The following is a 15,859-nucleotide window of genomic DNA, read 5'->3' on the forward strand; positions in this document are numbered from 1 at the left end:
CCGCTCTCAGCGGCCGAGGAACTTCTGCAGGGCCTCGAGCTCCTCCGGCGTCGGCTGCTTCTCGCCGGTCGCGGCCCCGCCGCCGAGGCCGAAGCTGCTGCCGGATGCGCCCGTGCCACCACCGGCACTCAGCCCCTGCGCGCGAGCGGCCTCCTCCGCCGCCCGCTTCGCGGGGTTGCCCGACCGCGACTTGCCCTTGCCCTTCTTCTTGGCCGCGGCCTTGCGGGCCGTCGCCGCTCCCCCGCCGCCGCCCATGCCGGGCATGGGGCCCATGCCCGGCATCTGGGGCATGCCGCCCTTCGCCATCGTCTTCATCATCTTCGCGGCCTGCTCGAAGCGGTTCACGAGGGCGTTGACCTCGGTCACCGTCGTTCCAGAACCGCGAGCGATGCGCAAGCGGCGCGAGCCGTTGAGGAGCTTGGGCAGCTGGCGCTCCTTCGGTGTCATCGACTGGATGATCGCTTCCGTGCGCGTGAGCTCCCCCTCGTCGAAGTTCTCCAGCTGATCCTTCATGCCCCGCGCACCGGGCAGCATGCCGAGCATGCCCTTGAGGGACCCCATCGACTTGAGCTGCTGCATCTGCGCAAGGAAGTCTTCGAGCGTGAAGCTGTCGGTCGCGAACTTCTCCGCCGTGCGCTTCGCGTCCTCCTCGTCGAAGGACTTCTGCGCCTGCTCGATGAGCGTGAGGATGTCACCGAGGTCGAGGATGCGGCTCGCCATGCGATCCGGGTGGAACGGCTCGAAGTCGTCGAGGCCCTCACCGGTGGAGGCGAACATGATGGGGCGGCCCGTGATGCTCGCGACGCTCAGCGCGGCGCCGCCGCGCGCGTCGCCATCCAGCTTCGACAGCACGACGCCCGTGAAGTCGACGCCCTCCTGGAACGCCTTCGCCGTGCTCACCGCGTCTTGACCGATCATCGCGTCGATGACGAAGAGCACCTCGTCGGGGTCGACGGCCTTGCGGATGTTCGCCGCCTGCTTCATGAGCTCGGCGTCGACACCGAGACGACCGGCGGTGTCGACGATCACGACATCGTGCTGCTTGTCTCGAGCGTGCTTGATCGCGTTCTTCGCAACCTTCACCGGGTCGCCGACCCCGTTGCCGGGCTCGGGAGCGTAGACCGCGACACCCGCCTGCTCGCCCACAACCTGCAGCTGCTGCACGGCGTTCGGGCGCTGGAGGTCGGCCGCGACGAGGATCGGCGTGTGACCGTCGGCCTTGAGCCACTTAGCGAGCTTGCCCGCGAGCGTCGTCTTGCCCGCCCCCTGGAGGCCCGCGAGCATGATCACCGTCGGCGGGGTCTTCGCGAACTGCAGGCGGCGCTGCTCGCCGCCGAGGATGCCGACGAGCTCGTCATTGACGATCTGCACGACCTGCTGCGCCGGGTTGAGCGCCTTGTTGACCTCGTCGCCGAGAGCGCGCTCGCGCACCGCAGCGGTGAAGTCTTTGACGACCGGGAGAGCGACATCGGCATCGAGCAGAGCTCGACGGATTTCGCGCACAGTGCCGTCGACGTCGGCCGGGCTGAGCTTGCCCTTCGTGCGCAAAGCGCTGAAGGTCGAGGTGAGCCGGTCGGAGAGCGTGCCGAAAGTTGCCATGGTGCCCCCATTGTAGGTGCGGCGACTCTGCTTGACTGGGGTGCGGTCGGGCCGAACCCGGCATCGGCCGCTGAGCAGTCGAGGAGCACCCATGCGCCGCACGATCTTCGGCTACACGCCCGAGGTGGCCCCCACCGCTTTCATCGCCGACAACGCGACCCTCGTCGGCGATGTGCACGTGCACGCGCACGCCGTCATCATGTACGGCGCTGTGCTGCGCGCCGACCGCGCCCGCATCGAGCTCGGCGAGGGCTCCAACCTGCAAGACAACGTGTCGGTGCACGGCGATCCCGGCAAGCCCACGATCGTCGGTCGCGGCGTGAGCGTGGGTCACGCCGCGATGCTGCACGGGTGCACGATCGAGGACGACTGTCTCATCGGGATGAGCGCGACCGTGCTCAACGGCGCCGTCATCGGCCGCGAGTCGCTCGTCGCCGCCGGCACCGTCGTGCTCGAGGGCACGACGGTGCCGCCTCGCTCACTCGTCGCCGGCGTGCCCGGCAAGGTTCGTCGCGAGCTGACGGACGACGAGGTGGCGGCGATCCGCGCCAACGCCGACACGTACCGGATGCTCGGCACCGAGCACGCCGCCGCCCGCGACGCCGAGTAGCCCCACCAGGGCGCGCTGCGGCACACGCCGCCGTGCCCACTCGTGCCAGATCTGGCACGAAAGGGCGCTTGAGCCTGGACGCGAGCGCCCTCTCGCGCCAGATCTGGCGGAAGGCGGTGCCCGCGACGGCTACGGGACGAGGCTCGCCGCGAAGACGTGGGGGGTGAAGCCCGTCAGGTCGCCGATGCCCTCGCCCTGCCCGATGAGCTTGATCGGGATGCCCGTCTGCTGCTGCACGCGCAGCACGAAGCCGCCCTTGGCCGAACCGTCGAGCTTCGTCACGACCAGGCCCGTGACGCCCGCGTGCTCGATGAACGCCTCCGCCTGAGCGACCCCGTTCTGACCCGTCGTGCCGTCGAGCACGAGGAGCACCTCGGCGATGGGGCCGAGCTTCTCGACGACGCGGCGAACTTTGGCCAGTTCATCCATGAGGCCCGATTTGGTCTGCAGCCTGCCCGCCGTGTCGATGATCGCGATGTCGGTGCCGGTGCGAGTCGCGTGGTCGACGGTCTGGTAGGCGACGCTCGCCGGATCCTGGCCCTGCTGCTGGGGGCGCACGACGTCGGCTCCCGCACGCTCGGCCCATGTCGCGAGCTGGTCGACCGCCGCGGCGCGGAAGGTGTCGGCCGCACCGACGACGACACTGCGACCCCTGCTGGTGAGAAACTGGGCGAACTTGCCGATCGTCGTGGTCTTGCCGACCCCGTTGACGCCGACCACCAGCACGACGGCGGGGCGGTCGCTGAGCGTGAGGGTGGGGTCGAAGGCGGCGAGACGCTCCTCGAGAGCCTCACGCAGCATCCGCTTCAGGTCGGCCGGGTGCGTCGTGCGGAACCGGTTCACCTGCTCCTGGAGCTGGTCCAGGATCTCGTCGGTCACGTCAGGGCCGAAATCGGCGCCGATGAGCGCCGTCTCGAGGTCGTCCCACGTGCCCTCGTCGATGGTCGGGCGCGTGAACAGCCCGCGCATCGCTCCCCCGAGCCGCCAACCACCCGCACTCTCCGCCATGCCCCCAGGGTACCGGGGCGCCGGGTCTGCCCGCAGACCCTTCACGGTGCCAGATCTGGGGCGTATCGGCGCTTGAGCGTGCGGCTGCACCCACTTTGAGGCGAATCTGGGAGCGTTGGCGTCGTCGCGGGGAGTCGTGCGAGCTACGGGATGGCGATCGGGGCGGGGAGCGGACGCACTGGCCCTCTCGACCGCCAGCCCGCAGCGCGCAGCCGACGTGCCGCCGTCGAGACGATCCGACGAGAATCCAGGTACACATCGTCCTTCGTCGCACGAATCGACTGCCAGCCGGCGTCGGCAAAGGCATCGAAGCGTGCGAGATCGAAGGCGAACTGGCGCGCGTCCGTCCTGTGGTGGTCACCCTCGTACTCCACGAGCACGCGGAACTCTGGCCACGCGAGATCCGGGTGCAGCTCACCGAGCGGCGTAACGACGGCGGGCGCTACGCAGGCACGAGGCAACCCGGCCGCGGCGAGCACCAGCCGAAGGTGGGTCTCGGCTCTCGAACGCACGCCGGCCTCAGATAGCGCCCGTGCCCGACGCAGCGCCGCGGCGCCCGCGCGTCGAGAACTGTGCGCGAGCATCCGATCGATGTCGGTCAAGGCCGAGGGCTCGTCGACCAGCCGTAGCGCGTCGACGAGTGCGACCAGATCGGGAAGCGCGAGAAGCGACGCCGTCGTGAGTGCCACCGCACCCGGGGACGCGACCCGCAGCGGTACGAGCTCGCCAGCGCTCGTGGGCACGAAGCGCGTTGACCATGAGGGCTCGGGCAACCCGCGCTGGTGACCGACGACACCCGCGCCTCGCGGAGCGCGCGAACCCCGATCTACCGTGACGTGCAGCGGCCCCTGCTCGCGAGAGCGCGGCAGAGGCAGGCCCAGCAGGAGCGCCGCCGTCGAGTGGGAGAACCACCCGCTCGCGGGCATCACCTGGGTGTACGCCCACGCGCGGTCGACGATCGACCGAGGTCGACCTCCCGTCATGACGACACCGTGAAAGGGGTGAACCACATCGGCGCGGCGCAGCCGGTCGACGGCCACACCGCGGGCAAGGGCTTCCGCCGTGGACATCGTCTCGTTGCGGACGTGATCGGGCAGGGGCCGCGCGGGTCGGGTCATGCACGAGATGGTGCAGGACAGGGATGCTCGCACACGACCTGCGCGCAGTCTCGTCAAATTCGCCGCACATGGGGCCGACTGTGGAGGACGAGCGCCCTTTCGCGCCAGATCTGGCACACCGCACCGCACCGCACCGCGGGGCGGGGCGGGCGGGGTGGGTGGGCGGGGGCGGGGGCGGGGCGGGGCGGGCGGGCTACTCGTCGCGCATGCGCTCGTAGATCTTCTTGCAGTCGGGGCAGATCGGGAACTTCTCGGGGTCGCGCCCCGGAGTCCACTTCTTGCCGCACAGCGCCCGCACGGGCTTGCCGGTGAGCGCGGATTCGAGAATCTTATCCTTCGGCACGTAGTGCGAGAAGCGCTCGTGGTCGCCGTCGTCGAGCTGCCGGTCCTCCAGCAGCTTCTCGAGCTCGCGGTCGAGAACGTCGGTGCCGCCGCCCTGGCCGGGCTCGTCGAGTGTCGCCATGAGGGTCAGTCTACGACGGCGGAGCGGGCTGCGCTCAGGTGCGCATGAGGAGGCCGAGGAGCTCCGGTGCGCGGCGGCGGAAGACGAAGCCCCCGATGAGGATGCCCAGCACGAGCATCCCGAACCCCGTCGCCCCACCGGCCCACCCTGCCAGTTCGAGCATCTCGGGGTCCTCGTCGAGCAGGCCAATGACGGCGAGCGTCAGGGAGGGCGCCATGAACGCGAGGATCGCGAGCAGGGTGAACGACTGGACCCATCCCGCGGCGGCGCCGAGGAGCGGTGGTTGATCCCACGGGCCCGCGCCGGGACGCGCGGCCGGGTAGGGGGTCAGCGCGGAGGAGACGCTCGACACTCCGAGCCCCGTGAGCAGCAGGCCGAGACCGGTGCCGACGACGGCGGGATGCACGTCGGGCACCTCCGACCACAGCGCCGCGAGCGGCGAGGCGAGCAGGATGAGCGGCGTGCCGATGAGGAGCGGCGGCACCACGCGCCCCCAGCGGTCGGAGAACCCGCGAAGAGGTGCGGCCACGTGCATCCACATCGCCGAGTGGTCGTAGGCGACGTCGTTGTGGCCGAACCAGCCGAGGAAGAGGGCGAACACCGGCACGGGGATGAGCCACAGCAGCGGCACGGGGGCCCCCGCGACGGCGAGCGCGACCATCATGAGCGCGGGGGCGACGGGCAGGGCGATGATGACCGCGCAGTACCGCGCGTCGCGCGTCCAGTAGAGCAGGCTGCGCGCGGCGATCGCGGACGACGCCGTCGCGGGCACGAGATCGAACCAGCCGAGCCCGCGGATGGCGGGTGCCGATCGGATGCGCTGCGGCGCCTCCACGATGCGGCTCACGACCCACGGCCAGGCGGCGACCATGACAGCGACCGCGACGGCTCCCCCGAACAGTCGCCACGCGATCTCGGCGTCGACACCGTCGGGTGCAGCCCACAGGAAGCCCAGGGGCGTGGCCGCGACCACGCTGGCGACCTCGATGAGCCCCTCGGTGTCCTCGCCGCTCTGCACGAGAACGACGGCCATCGCTGCGGCACCGAGGGCCAGTGCGATCGTGAGTCGCGCCGCCGCCGTGATCATGCGCACGGCCGCGCTCGAGACCGCGAGCTGCGCGGTGGCCGCGACGAGGTACTGGGCGGCCATGACGAGGACGATCGCTCCGATGACCCCCGCGAGAATCGCGAGGCCGGCCTTGTCGGTGTCGGCCCAGGCGATCTCGAACGCGATGCCGAGCGTGACGGCGAGGGCCCCGGGAACGCCCACGACTCCGGCGAGCATGAGGCCGAGGGCGAGCCGACCGCGGGGCACGGGGAACGCCGCGAAGCGTCGCGGCTCCAGAGCGGAGCCCAGCCCCGCACTCAGCGGTGCCACGACGATGCCCAGTGCGATCGCCGAGGCCACGATGATGAGCGCCGCGCGATGATCGGCGCGCTCCACCTGCACCTCGCGCGCGAGGAGGATGAGGGCCGTGCCGACGCCTCCCGCCAGGACCAGGACGAGAAGGGCGCGCATGGCGCTCGCAGCCCCCCGGAAGGCCGAGCCGAGCAGCGCGAGCTTCAGTCGGAGAATGTGGTCAACCACTCGAGACCCTCCACCGCGACGCGACCGCCGGCGAGCTCGACGAAGCGCTCCTCGAGCGACTGCTTCCCGCGCACCTCGTCGAGCGTGCCGACGGCGAGCACGGAGCCGTCGACGATGACGGCGACGCTGTCGCACACGCGCTCGACGAGCGCCATGTTGTGGCTCGACAGCAGCACCGTGCCCCCGCTGGCCGTATACCGCCGCAGCAGATCGATCGCCTGCGAGGTCGACACGGGGTCGACCGACTCGAAGGGCTCGTCGAGCACGAGGACGCGCGGAGAGTGGATCATCGCTGCGGCGAGCGAGATCTTCTTGACCATGCCGATGGAGTAGTCGCGCACCGGTCGGTTGAGGGAGCCCTCGATACCGAGCGCGATGCCGAGGTCCTCCGTGCGCGAGGACGCCGTCGAGCGATCGAGACCGTGCAGCATGCCGCAGTAGTACAGCAGCTGCGCTCCGGTGAGTCGGTCGAAGAGCCGCATGCGGTCGGGCAGGACCCCGGTGACCCTCTTGGCGGCGATCGGGTCGCGCCAGACGTCGGAGTCGGCGACGAGCACAGTGCCGGAGTCGGGCCGCAGCAGCCCCGTGATCATGGACAGCGTCGTGGTCTTGCCCGCGCCGTTAGGCCCGACGACCCCGAACATCGAGCCGCGACGCACCGTGAGGTCGATGTCGTCGACGGCGATCGTGGAGCCGTAGGTCTTGCGCAGGGATGTCACCTCGACGACGACCGGTGGCGGTTCGGGCTTCGAACGAGAAGCCCGCTGAGCCCTCGGCGCTGTCGTCGACGGGGCGGCCTTCTTCGCACGCGGCTTCGCCCCGGCCGGCTTCTTCGGGCCGGGCGTCGCGACTTCGGGCTTCTCGGTGCGCCGCGATGCGGGCTTCACCGGCTTCGCGGGCTTCGCGGGCTTGCGGGACGAGCTCGAGCCCTGAGCGGCCGGCGACGAGGATTCCACGGCTCAACGCTACCAACGCGGGGCACAACCCCACACACCCACCCATCAGGTGAATCTCGTTCATCGCTCCCGTCACGATTGGGAAACAAAAGGTAAACGGGGCGTGACGATTCAGCGTCGCGCAGCTAAAATCGCAGGGTGCACAACGGTGTGTCCCCTTCGACTACACCAGGAGCATCTTTCATGACCACTCAGATCGTCATTCTCGCCGCGGGCATGGGCAGCCGCCTCGGCCGCGAGCTTCCCAAGCCGCTCACCAAGCTCAGCGACGGCCGCACCATCATGGGCCAGCAGCACGACAACATTCGTGCCGCGTTCGGCACGGACGTGACCATCACGACCGTCGTCGGCTACAAGCTCGAGCACATCATCGATGCGTTCCCCGACGTCGAGTACGTCTACAACGAGCAGTACGACCAGACCAACACCTCCAAGAGCCTGCTGCGCGCCCTTAAGGCGACCGGCAAGCACGGCGTGCTGTGGATGAACGGCGATGTCGTCTTCGACCCGCAGGCTCTCGTCCGCTCGGCTGAGCTCGTGCACGCCGACCGCTCCTTCGTGAGCGTCAACACCTCCACGGTGAGCGACGAGGAGGTCAAGTACACTGTCGACGCCGAGGGCTTCATCGAGAAGCTCTCCAAGACCGTCGTCGGCGGGCTCGGCGAGGCCGTGGGCATCAACTACGTCTCGAGCCGCGACAAGGCCGCGCTCGTGCACCACCTCACTCGCTGCGCCGATCAGGACTACTTCGAGCGCGGCATCGAGCTCGCGATCGAGCACGACCGCGTGCGTATCGAGCCGGTCGACATCAGCGACCTGTACGCGGTCGAGGTCGACTTCGCCGAAGACCTCGAGCGGGCCAACCTCTTCGTCTGAGCGATCGGGGCCGCCGTCCGGTCCACCCGCCGCCGGCGGCGCCCTCCACCGCAGTGCGCGGTGGTACGACTACCGTTGACCGCGTGACCACCGCCCTCCCCCCGCGCCGCGCGCGTTCGCGCTTCGATGCGTACCGCCAGTCGCTCTGGCTGCTGACGAGCCGCGACCTGCGCGTGCGGTACTCGACGTCATTCCTGGGCTACTTCTGGTCGGTGCTCGAGCCGCTCGTCATGGCGGTCATCTACTGGTTCGTCTTCACGCAGATCGTGCAGCGCACGATCGGTGCCGAGCCCTACATCGTGTTCCTGCTCGCGGGCCTGCTGCCGTGGATGTGGTTCAACGGCGCCGTCGGCGACTCGACGCGCGCCTTCATCAAGGACGCGAAGCTCGTGCGCTCGACGCGCATCCCTCGCACCGTCTGGATCAACCGGATCGTGCTCGCGAAGGGCATCGAGTTCCTCGCGAGCATCCCCGTCATCGTCGTGTTCGCCATCATCTTCGGTGCCACGCTCACGTGGGGTGTGCTGTGGCTGCCGCTCGCGGTGGTGCTGCAGACGGTGCTCACGGTCGGGCTCGCCATGATGATCGCGCCGCTCGTCGTGTTCTTCCGCGACCTCGAGCGCGCGGTCAAGCTCATCCTGCGCTTCCTGTTCTACGGCTCGCCCATCATCTACGGCCTCTCCGACCTGCCAGACGGGCTGGAGCTCTGGGCCTCGTTCAATCCGCTCGCGGGCATCATCTCGCTCTACCGGGCGAGCTTCTTCCCCGACCAGGTCGATGCGACCGCCGTGCTCATCGCGGCCGCGATGAGTCTCCTCTTCCTGGGTGCGGGCATCCTCGTCTTCCGGCGCATGGTGCGCTCGGTGCTCAAGGAGATCTGATGGCGACGACCGAGCCGAGGAGCGCACCCGTCATCCGGGCCAGCGGAGCGGGAATCCGGTTCCGGCGCAATCGCACGGGACGGCGATCGTTCAAGGACCTGTTCGCGGGGCGGGACCGCCGCGCGCGCCCCGGTGAGTTCTGGGCGCTGCGCGGCATCGACGTCACCGTGCACGAGGGAGAGGCCATCGGCGTGGTCGGCCGCAACGGCCAGGGCAAGTCGACGCTGCTCAAGCTCGTGGCGGGCGTCATGCTGCCCGACGAGGGCACCGTGGAGGTGCACGGCGGTGTCGCGCCCCTCATCGAGATCACGGGCGGCTTCGTCGACGACCTGACGGTGCGCGAGAACGTCTTCCTCACGGCGGGACTGCACGGGATGCCCCGGGCCGAGATCGTCGCCCGCTACGACGAGATCATCGACTTCGCCGAGCTGCGCGACTTCGTCGGCACCCCGTACAAGCACCTGTCGAGCGGCATGAAGGTGCGGCTCGCGTTCGCGGTCATCTCGCGGCTCGAAGAGCCGATCCTGCTCGTGGACGAGGTGCTCGCCGTGGGCGACAAGGCCTTCCGCGCCAAGTGCTATCGGCGCATCGACGAGCTGCTCTCCGCCGGCCGCACCCTCTTCTTCGTGTCGCACAACGAGCGCGACCTGAAGCGGTTCTGCGCGCGCGGGCTCTACCTCGACAAGGGCGAGCTCAAGCTCGACGGCCCGATCGGTGAGGTTCTCGCCGCCTACGACGCCGACTACGGGAGCGTGACGTGAGCCTGACACCGCACGAGGGCGAGCCCGGGGCTCCCGCCGACCCCGCGCTGATTCGCGGTCTGCGAGCGGCCATGTCGGCGCAGCGGCCCGCGGTGCTCGCGCACATCCGCAGCATCCGCCGCCAGCACCCCACCGCGTCGCCCGAGCAGGTCGTGCGCATTCTCGAGAAGCGGTTCCTCGCGAGCGTCACCCTCAGCGGCGCCGGCAGCGGCGGAGCCTCGGTCATTCCCGGGGTCGGCACCGCGATCACCCTCACCGTCATCGGCGCCGAGACTGTGCTGTTCTTCGAGATGACGGCGCTGTTCGCCCAGTCGGTCGCCGAGATTCACGGCATCGTCGTCGACGACGAGGAGCGCGCCCACACCCTCGTCATGGCACTGCTGCTGGGTGGGCCGGGCAAGGAGCTTCTCGAGCAGTTCATGCGCCACGCCGGGACGCGCAGCGGCGACCGAGTCGAGTACTGGGGAGAGACGATCACCGCGACCATGCCGAAGGCGGTCACGAGCTACCTCAACAGGGCGTTGCGCGAGCAACTGGCCAAGCGCTTCGCCGTGGCGCAGGGGGCCGGCATGGCCGGCCGCCTCATCCCGTTCGGCATCGGCGCGGTCATCGGCGGCACGAGCAATCGCATCATCGGCGGTCGCGTCGTCACCGCCGCGCGTCAGGCGTTCGGGCCAGCCCCGCTGACCTGGATGGCCGAACTCGAGGCGATCAGTCCTCGCCGGGAACGGCGTCTTCGTCTTCCTCGTCGTCGAGGGGGTCGGACTCGCTCGTGATCGGGTCGGCGGCGTGCGCCGCCGCCGCACGCTCCCACTCCTCGAAGAGGGTCTCCACCGCGGCATGGAACCGCGCCGTCGCCGCACCCGGCGTCGTGTCGCCGAAGTAGCGTGTGACCCAGGCCGTGAGTGCATCGTGCGCCTCGGTGCTCGTGAGCACGTGGTCGACGAGCGGCACGATCTGATCGGCCTGCTCGGCGCTCAGCCACTCGCACGCACTCAGGTAGCCGGACTCGTCGATCTCGGCGTCCGCCGACGCCGGCCGCGCGACGATGAGCGGCTTGCCGGTCGCGAGCCGGTCGTAGATCATCGCCGAGATGTCAGTGATGGCGACGTCCGCCGCGACGAGCTGCCAGCCGAGCGACGAGCCCGAATCGTAGAGGTGGTGGGCGGCGGGGTCGGCGGCGTTCGCCTGCGCGAGGGCGGCGACGATGCGGTGGTGCGCCGCGCGGTACCCGCGGTCGACGACACCGCTGCGCGGGTGCGGCCGGTAGATGACGCGGTGGCGGCCGGTCGCGAGCAGAGCATCCACGAGTCGCTCCCCGTGGCTCGCGATCGAGCCGTACGCGGCGGCAGGGCGGTCGCCCTCCCAGGTGGGCGCGTAGAGGACGACTGTGCGGTCGTCGGGGGTGAACGGCAGCTCGCCGGCGAAGTGGTCGGCCTGCGGCCGCCCGATCTCGAGCACGCGCCGGTCGAGGTCGTAGTTCCACAGCTTGCGCGCGAGGCGATCCTTGGCGGCCTGACCGGCGACGAACGCGTAGTCGTATGCCTTGTACTGGTTCGTCGTCATGTACATCTTGTCCGACTCGCCGTGGTTGACGAACACGTGCCACATGCGGCTGTACCGGAACATCTGGAAGTTCTTGGTGTTCTGGTTGACGTAGAAGACGAGGCGCAGCGGCTGCTCGGCGACGAAGCGCTCGAGGTCGGTCACCCTGCGCAGGTAGACGGCAGGCACGGGCGCCTCATCGAGGAGCGTCATCATCGTGCCGGGGCTGCGACTGATGATGGCGACCGGATGCTCGCGCGCGAGCTCGGCGAGCGGCGCGTACCACTGCCTGATCTGGTACAGGTTCACGCGCGTGTCGGCGAAGTACACGGCGATCTCGATCGACCCGGGGTCGGGAGGCGTCACGCCCTCGAGCCGCTCGGCGAGCAGGGCGCGGTTGCGGCGCGAGCGCAGAAGGTTGCGCGCGATGCGCCGCGCTGCCTTTGCCTGCCCCCAGAGCCCCATGAGTCCATCCTCCCAGCGCCTCTGCAGCGCCCTTGACGATTCGGCCACACCGTTACCGACTTGTTCGCAACTGTGCCCGGCGCGGGCGCGAGGTGACAGAATCTCTCGGGATGGCCCGCTTCACGTTCAGCGCCGGCAACGCGCGCGTGCTCGCCCGCGCCCCGCTCTACGCGCTCGGGGCGCTCGTCGCCGTCCTCGTGCCGCGCAGCCCCCGCCAGTGGGTGCTCGGCTCGGGAGCCGGTCTCGGCGAGGGTGCGCTCGCGCTGCACGACCTCGCGCGCGAGCGCCAGCCCGAGCGGCGGCTCACGTGGCTCGCGTCGAGTCGCGCTGAGCTCGACGCGGCGCGGGCGCGCGGCATGCGCGCCCTGCCCAAGCGCGGGCCGCGCGGCCTGTGGGCGACGCTGCGCGCGGGTGTCGCTGTCGTGACCCACGGCTTTGGAGACGTCAACCGCTTCGGGGTGAGCGGCGCGCGCGTCGTGCAGCTGTGGCACGGCATCCCGCTCAAGAGGCTCCACCTCGATTCGGCGGCCGCTCTGCGCTTGCCGCTCATCGGGTCCCTGCCCGGGGTCGGCCGCCTCATGCGCGCGCTGTACCGCCGGGCCGGGGCGCAGATCGCGCTCTTCCCGGTCGCGTCGGCGCTCGTGGCGGGCCGCATCCGCAGCGCGTTCGGGCTCGCCGCGGCGCGCATCCTCGTCTCGGGCGACCCGCGTGACGACGTGCTGCTGCGCGGCACGGCCGCCGAGCGCCGCGTGCGCGCCCGCGCGACGGTCGCCGACGCCTGCGGTGCACTGCCCGAGGAGGGCCCGGTCGTGCTGTACGCGCCGACGTGGCGGGACGGCGATGAGGATGCCGCGATCCCCACCCGCGACGAGTGGCAGGCCATCGCGGCCTGGGCCGACCGTGCCGGCGCCGTGCTGCTCATCCGCTCCCACCCGCTCGGGGCGGGCTCGTACGCGGCGGGGGCGCAGCAGTCGCCGCGCATCCGCCTGCTCGGCAGCGACGTGCTCACCGAGGTGACCCCCGTGCTGGCCGCCGTCGACGTGGTCGTGACCGACTACTCGTCGATCGCCTTCGATGCGGCGATCGGCGGTGTGCCGACGGTGTTCTTCGCGCCGGATCTCGCCCGCTACCTGGCGACGCGCGGGCTGTACACGCCGTACCGCGAGTTCAGCGGCGGGGACCCGGCCACAACGTGGGTGGAGGTGCTCGAGCGACTGGACTCCGCACTCGGCGATGGACGGGCCGCAGCGCTCGCGCACGCGGCCTGGTTGCGCGACGAGCACGTCGATCTGCTCGACGGTCGGGCGACCGAGCGCGTGCTCGACGCGGTGCTGGCGCTGCTCGGTGAGCACGCCACCGACACTGCGACCCCCGCCGTCGTCACCGAGCGTCGCATCGTGGTCGAGGAGGCGACGCTCCGCGACGACGCGAAGGGTGCACCGTGCCTGCGCGTGCGGGGACGCTCCGCGACGAGGATGCTCGACCTCGCGCTCGCGGGCTCCCGCCACACGATCGCGGGCACGGTCGAGCAGTCGGGCACCGCGTTCACGGCGACGTTCCCGCTGCTCGGGGAGCGCTGGGGGACGGCGAGCCTGGCGCCGCGGTCGGGCGACTACCGGCTCGAGACCGTGCTCGAGGGCTCCCCGCGCACGGCCCGCGCGGCGGTGCACGCCGAGCTGCCGCCGCCGCTCGACCATGAGCGGCTGCGCGCTCGGCTGCTCGCCGAGGGCGGCACCCTGCTGCTGCGTGTCGAGCCTCCGCTGCGGGATGACGAGCGCGGTGCATCCGCTCAGAAGCGCCTCGAGCGCGACTACCGACGCCGCGCAGCTCGCCCGGAGAACGCCCTGTTCTTCGAGAGCTTCTACAGCCAGACGGTCGCGTGCAATCCGCTCGCGATCGACCGCGAGCTCGCGCGCGCACGGCCCGACGTCACGCGCTACTGGTCGGTCGTCGACCGCTCGATCGCCGTGCCCGAGGGGGCGGTGCCGATCGTCGAGGGCTCGGCCGAGTGGTGGCGGGTGCGCGCGGACGCGCGGCTGCTCGTCGTCAACGACTGGCTGCGCAAGCGGTGGATGCCCCGACCGCACCAGACCGTGCTGCAGACGTGGCACGGCACGATGCTCAAGCGCCTCGCCCTCGACCGCGACGGTGTGGGACTGCGCACGCGCATCGCGGTGCGGCGCGAGAGCGCCCGGTGGAGCATTCTGCTCGCCCAGAACGACTATGCGGCGCGCATCCTGCGTCGGGCATACGCGTTCCGCGGGCCGCTGTGGGTGGAGGGCTACCCGCGCAGCGACACGCTCGTCGTCGGCGACCGCGCGACGGTGCGCGCCCGTCTGGGCCTGCGGGCACAGGACCGCGCCGTGCTGTACGCGCCGACCTGGCGCGACGACCGCACCGAGCTCGTCGACTACCTCGACCTGCCGAGCTTCGCCGCCGAGCTGCGGGAGCGCGACCCGCGTGCAGTGCTCGTCGTGCGCGGCCACAGTCGCACGCTCCGGTTCGGCCGCGACCTGGAGGGCGCGGGCATCGTCGACGCGACGACCTACCCCGATGTGGCGGATCTGCTGCTCGCCGCCGACGTCGTCGTCACCGACTACTCGTCGATCATGTTCGACCTCGCGGCCACCGACACCCCGGTCATCCTCTTCACGCCCGACCTCGACCGGTACGCCGACGAGCTGCGCGGCTTCTACTTCGACGTCACGACCGACGCCCCCGGCCCCGTCGTGGCGTCACGGGATGCTCTGCTCGACGCGATCGACGCGAGCAGCGCTGCCGCGCTGCCGGCGCAGCGCGCCGTGTGGCACGAGCGCTTCACGCCCCTCGACGACGGCCGCGCGGGCGAGCGGGTCGTGGCGCGCATCCTCGCCGAAGGCCTCCTCGACTGAGCGCGCAGGCGGCCCCCGCGTCGACGTGCGCTCCTACGACTCGATGCGGGAGCGGTCGACGGCATCGCGCGCCCCGAGGAGCACACCGCGCAGGAAGCCCGCGGCCCAGCTGTAGTGCATGACGGCGATGACGGCGGCGAAGGTGGCGCGGTCGCGCAGCCGTTCGCCGCTCGATCGGAGGAGCAGCAGGGTCAGCAGCAGGGCCGTGTAGAGAACGGGCGCGAGGTACACGAGGGAGAGGACGAGGGCGAGCGGCCCCGTCAGAACCCTGGTCAGCTCGAGCACGAGCAGCACGAGGCTCAGCGCGCTCGCGACGAGGAGCGCAGGCGGGGCGAAGTACCGCAGCGGGTGACGGCCTCCCGCGCGACGCACGAGCTCGCCGCGCCAGATTCCCGTGGCAGTGAACTGCCTGGCGAGCTTCCCCCAGGTGTCGCGAGGCCAGTACACGACCTGCAGCTGCGGGTCGAGCCACACGAGGTGGCCTGCTCGGCGCAGGCGCAGGTTGAGCTCCCAGTCTTCCCCGCGCTTGAGGCCCTCGTCGTACAACCCGACCGCGTCGAGCGGCTCGCGGCGCATGAGACCGAGGTAGGCGCTCTCGGCGGGGCCCTCGGAGGCGCCACCGTGGTAGGGGCCGCCGCCCAGACCGAGTCGGCTGTTGTAGGCGCGCGCGATCGCCGACTGCAGTCGCCCGCGCCCGGTCGCGACCATGACCCCGCCGACGCTCGCCGCTCGCGTGCGCTCGAGGGTCGCCACTCCCACGGCCGTGTAGAGGGGGTCGAGCTCGGTGTGGGCGTCGACGCGCACGATGATGTCGTGGCGCGCGGCACGGATAGCGCGATTGAGACCGATGGGGATGGCCATCTCGGGGTTCTTGACGATGCGGATGCGGGCATCCTGCTCGGCGAGGGCGCGCACGCGCTCGCTCGTGCCGTCCGTCGACGGGCCAAGCGCGATGACGAGCTCCTGCTCACCCTCGTACTGCTGGGCGAGCACGCTCGTCACCGCGTCGTCGATGTAGGCGGCCTCGTTGAATACCGGCATGACGTAGCTCACGCCGGGGGGTGCGGTGTCGAGGGGCGCCATAGCTCCCGAGGCTAG

At 70.8% G+C, this 15,859-nt stretch carries 14 protein-coding genes; 6 read left to right on the top strand and 8 right to left on the bottom strand.

The window, feature by feature from the left end; translation table 11 throughout:
* Positions 1 to 6 precede the first annotated feature (6 nt).
* Complete coding sequence (gene ffh / locus HUJ41_RS09505) at positions 7 to 1,599, bottom strand: signal recognition particle protein (RefSeq protein WP_179872350.1); 1,593 nt, start codon at positions 1,597 to 1,599, stop codon at positions 7 to 9.
* A 91-nt stretch (positions 1,600 to 1,690) separates the two neighbouring features.
* On the opposite strand from ffh, the gene HUJ41_RS09510 reads away from it, so the two are divergent.
* A complete protein-coding gene (locus HUJ41_RS09510) occupies positions 1,691 to 2,209 on the top strand; it encodes a gamma carbonic anhydrase family protein (protein ID WP_179872351.1) in 519 nt (172 codons plus the stop codon).
* A gap of 129 nt (positions 2,210 to 2,338) precedes the next feature.
* Here HUJ41_RS09510 and ftsY read toward each other — a convergent pair whose 3' ends face one another.
* The 5 genes from ftsY to HUJ41_RS09535 form a co-directional block, all read right to left on the bottom strand.
* Positions 2,339 to 3,217: a signal recognition particle-docking protein FtsY gene (gene ftsY / locus HUJ41_RS09515; RefSeq protein ID WP_179872352.1), complete on the bottom strand. Its 879-nt coding sequence runs from the start codon at positions 3,215 to 3,217 to the stop codon at positions 2,339 to 2,341.
* Between the two features lie 143 nt (positions 3,218 to 3,360).
* Positions 3,361 to 4,335, bottom strand: coding sequence for a hypothetical protein (locus HUJ41_RS09520; protein WP_179872353.1), 975 nt, complete (start codon positions 4,333 to 4,335; stop codon positions 3,361 to 3,363).
* 193 nt (positions 4,336 to 4,528) lie between these two features.
* Positions 4,529 to 4,798 carry a DUF3039 domain-containing protein gene (locus HUJ41_RS09525; RefSeq protein ID WP_179872354.1) on the bottom strand — a complete coding sequence of 90 codons (270 nt, stop codon included), beginning with the start codon at positions 4,796 to 4,798 and terminating at the stop codon, positions 4,529 to 4,531.
* A gap of 34 nt (positions 4,799 to 4,832) precedes the next feature.
* Entirely contained in the window at positions 4,833 to 6,386 is a 1,554-nt protein-coding gene (locus HUJ41_RS09530) for a hypothetical protein (RefSeq protein ID WP_179872355.1), read from the bottom strand.
* Entirely contained in the window at positions 6,362 to 7,342 is a 981-nt protein-coding gene (locus tag HUJ41_RS09535; RefSeq protein ID WP_179872356.1) for an ABC transporter ATP-binding protein, read from the bottom strand. Before HUJ41_RS09535 ends, HUJ41_RS09530 begins: the two co-directional genes overlap by 25 nt.
* A 183-nt stretch (positions 7,343 to 7,525) precedes the next feature.
* Between HUJ41_RS09535 and HUJ41_RS09540 the strand changes: the two genes are divergently transcribed.
* The 4 genes from HUJ41_RS09540 (at position 7,526) to HUJ41_RS09555 (ending at position 10,636) form a co-directional block, all read left to right on the top strand.
* Complete coding sequence (locus HUJ41_RS09540) at positions 7,526 to 8,218, top strand: phosphocholine cytidylyltransferase family protein (protein ID WP_179872357.1); 693 nt, start codon at positions 7,526 to 7,528, stop codon at positions 8,216 to 8,218.
* A gap of 83 nt (positions 8,219 to 8,301) precedes the next feature.
* On the top strand, positions 8,302 to 9,099 hold the full coding sequence (locus tag HUJ41_RS09545) for an ABC transporter permease (RefSeq protein ID WP_179872358.1): 798 nt from the start codon (positions 8,302 to 8,304) through the stop codon (positions 9,097 to 9,099).
* Positions 9,099 to 9,860, top strand: coding sequence for an ABC transporter ATP-binding protein (locus HUJ41_RS09550; RefSeq protein WP_179872359.1), 762 nt, complete (start codon positions 9,099 to 9,101; stop codon positions 9,858 to 9,860). Before HUJ41_RS09545 ends, HUJ41_RS09550 begins: the two co-directional genes overlap by 1 nt.
* Positions 9,857 to 10,636, top strand: a complete 780-nt coding sequence (locus HUJ41_RS09555) for a hypothetical protein (protein WP_179872360.1) — start codon at positions 9,857 to 9,859, stop codon at positions 10,634 to 10,636. The genes HUJ41_RS09550 and HUJ41_RS09555 overlap by 4 nt, the downstream gene beginning before the upstream one ends.
* Here the strand turns inward: HUJ41_RS09555 and HUJ41_RS09560 are convergent.
* Positions 10,572 to 11,870, bottom strand: a complete 1,299-nt coding sequence (locus HUJ41_RS09560; protein ID WP_179872361.1) for a CDP-glycerol glycerophosphotransferase family protein — start codon at positions 11,868 to 11,870, stop codon at positions 10,572 to 10,574. The genes HUJ41_RS09555 and HUJ41_RS09560 overlap by 65 nt on opposite strands.
* A gap of 110 nt (positions 11,871 to 11,980) precedes the next feature.
* Here HUJ41_RS09560 and HUJ41_RS09565 point away from each other — a divergent pair, with 110 nt between their 5' ends.
* Positions 11,981 to 14,761: a CDP-glycerol glycerophosphotransferase family protein gene (locus HUJ41_RS09565; protein WP_179872362.1), complete on the top strand. Its 2,781-nt coding sequence runs from the start codon at positions 11,981 to 11,983 to the stop codon at positions 14,759 to 14,761.
* A 33-nt stretch (positions 14,762 to 14,794) separates the two neighbouring features.
* Here the strand turns inward: HUJ41_RS09565 and HUJ41_RS09570 are convergent, their stop codons facing one another.
* Positions 14,795 to 15,844, bottom strand: a complete 1,050-nt coding sequence (locus tag HUJ41_RS09570) for a glycosyltransferase family 2 protein (protein WP_179872363.1) — start codon at positions 15,842 to 15,844, stop codon at positions 14,795 to 14,797.
* Positions 15,845 to 15,859 lie beyond the last annotated feature (15 nt).

Source organism: Microcella indica (genome assembly GCF_013414345.1).
In the GTDB taxonomy this organism is placed as follows: domain Bacteria; phylum Actinomycetota; class Actinomycetes; order Actinomycetales; family Microbacteriaceae; genus Microcella; species Microcella indica.

Coding starts and splice junctions, on each gene's coding strand:
- ffh (WP_179872350.1), bottom strand. CDS start 1,599: ATGGCAACTTTCGGCACGCTCTCCGACCGGCTCACCTCGACCTTCAGC.
- HUJ41_RS09510 (WP_179872351.1), top strand. CDS start 1,691: ATGCGCCGCACGATCTTCGGCTACACGCCCGAGGTGGCCCCCACCGCT.
- ftsY (WP_179872352.1), bottom strand. CDS start 3,217: ATGGCGGAGAGTGCGGGTGGTTGGCGGCTCGGGGGAGCGATGCGCGGG.
- HUJ41_RS09520 (WP_179872353.1), bottom strand. CDS start 4,335: ATGACCCGACCCGCGCGGCCCCTGCCCGATCACGTCCGCAACGAGACG.
- HUJ41_RS09525 (WP_179872354.1), bottom strand. CDS start 4,798: ATGGCGACACTCGACGAGCCCGGCCAGGGCGGCGGCACCGACGTTCTC.
- HUJ41_RS09540 (WP_179872357.1), top strand. CDS start 7,526: ATGACCACTCAGATCGTCATTCTCGCCGCGGGCATGGGCAGCCGCCTC.
- HUJ41_RS09550 (WP_179872359.1), top strand. CDS start 9,099: ATGGCGACGACCGAGCCGAGGAGCGCACCCGTCATCCGGGCCAGCGGA.
- HUJ41_RS09560 (WP_179872361.1), bottom strand. CDS start 11,870: ATGGGGCTCTGGGGGCAGGCAAAGGCAGCGCGGCGCATCGCGCGCAAC.
- HUJ41_RS09565 (WP_179872362.1), top strand. CDS start 11,981: ATGGCCCGCTTCACGTTCAGCGCCGGCAACGCGCGCGTGCTCGCCCGC.
- HUJ41_RS09570 (WP_179872363.1), bottom strand. CDS start 15,844: ATGGCGCCCCTCGACACCGCACCCCCCGGCGTGAGCTACGTCATGCCG.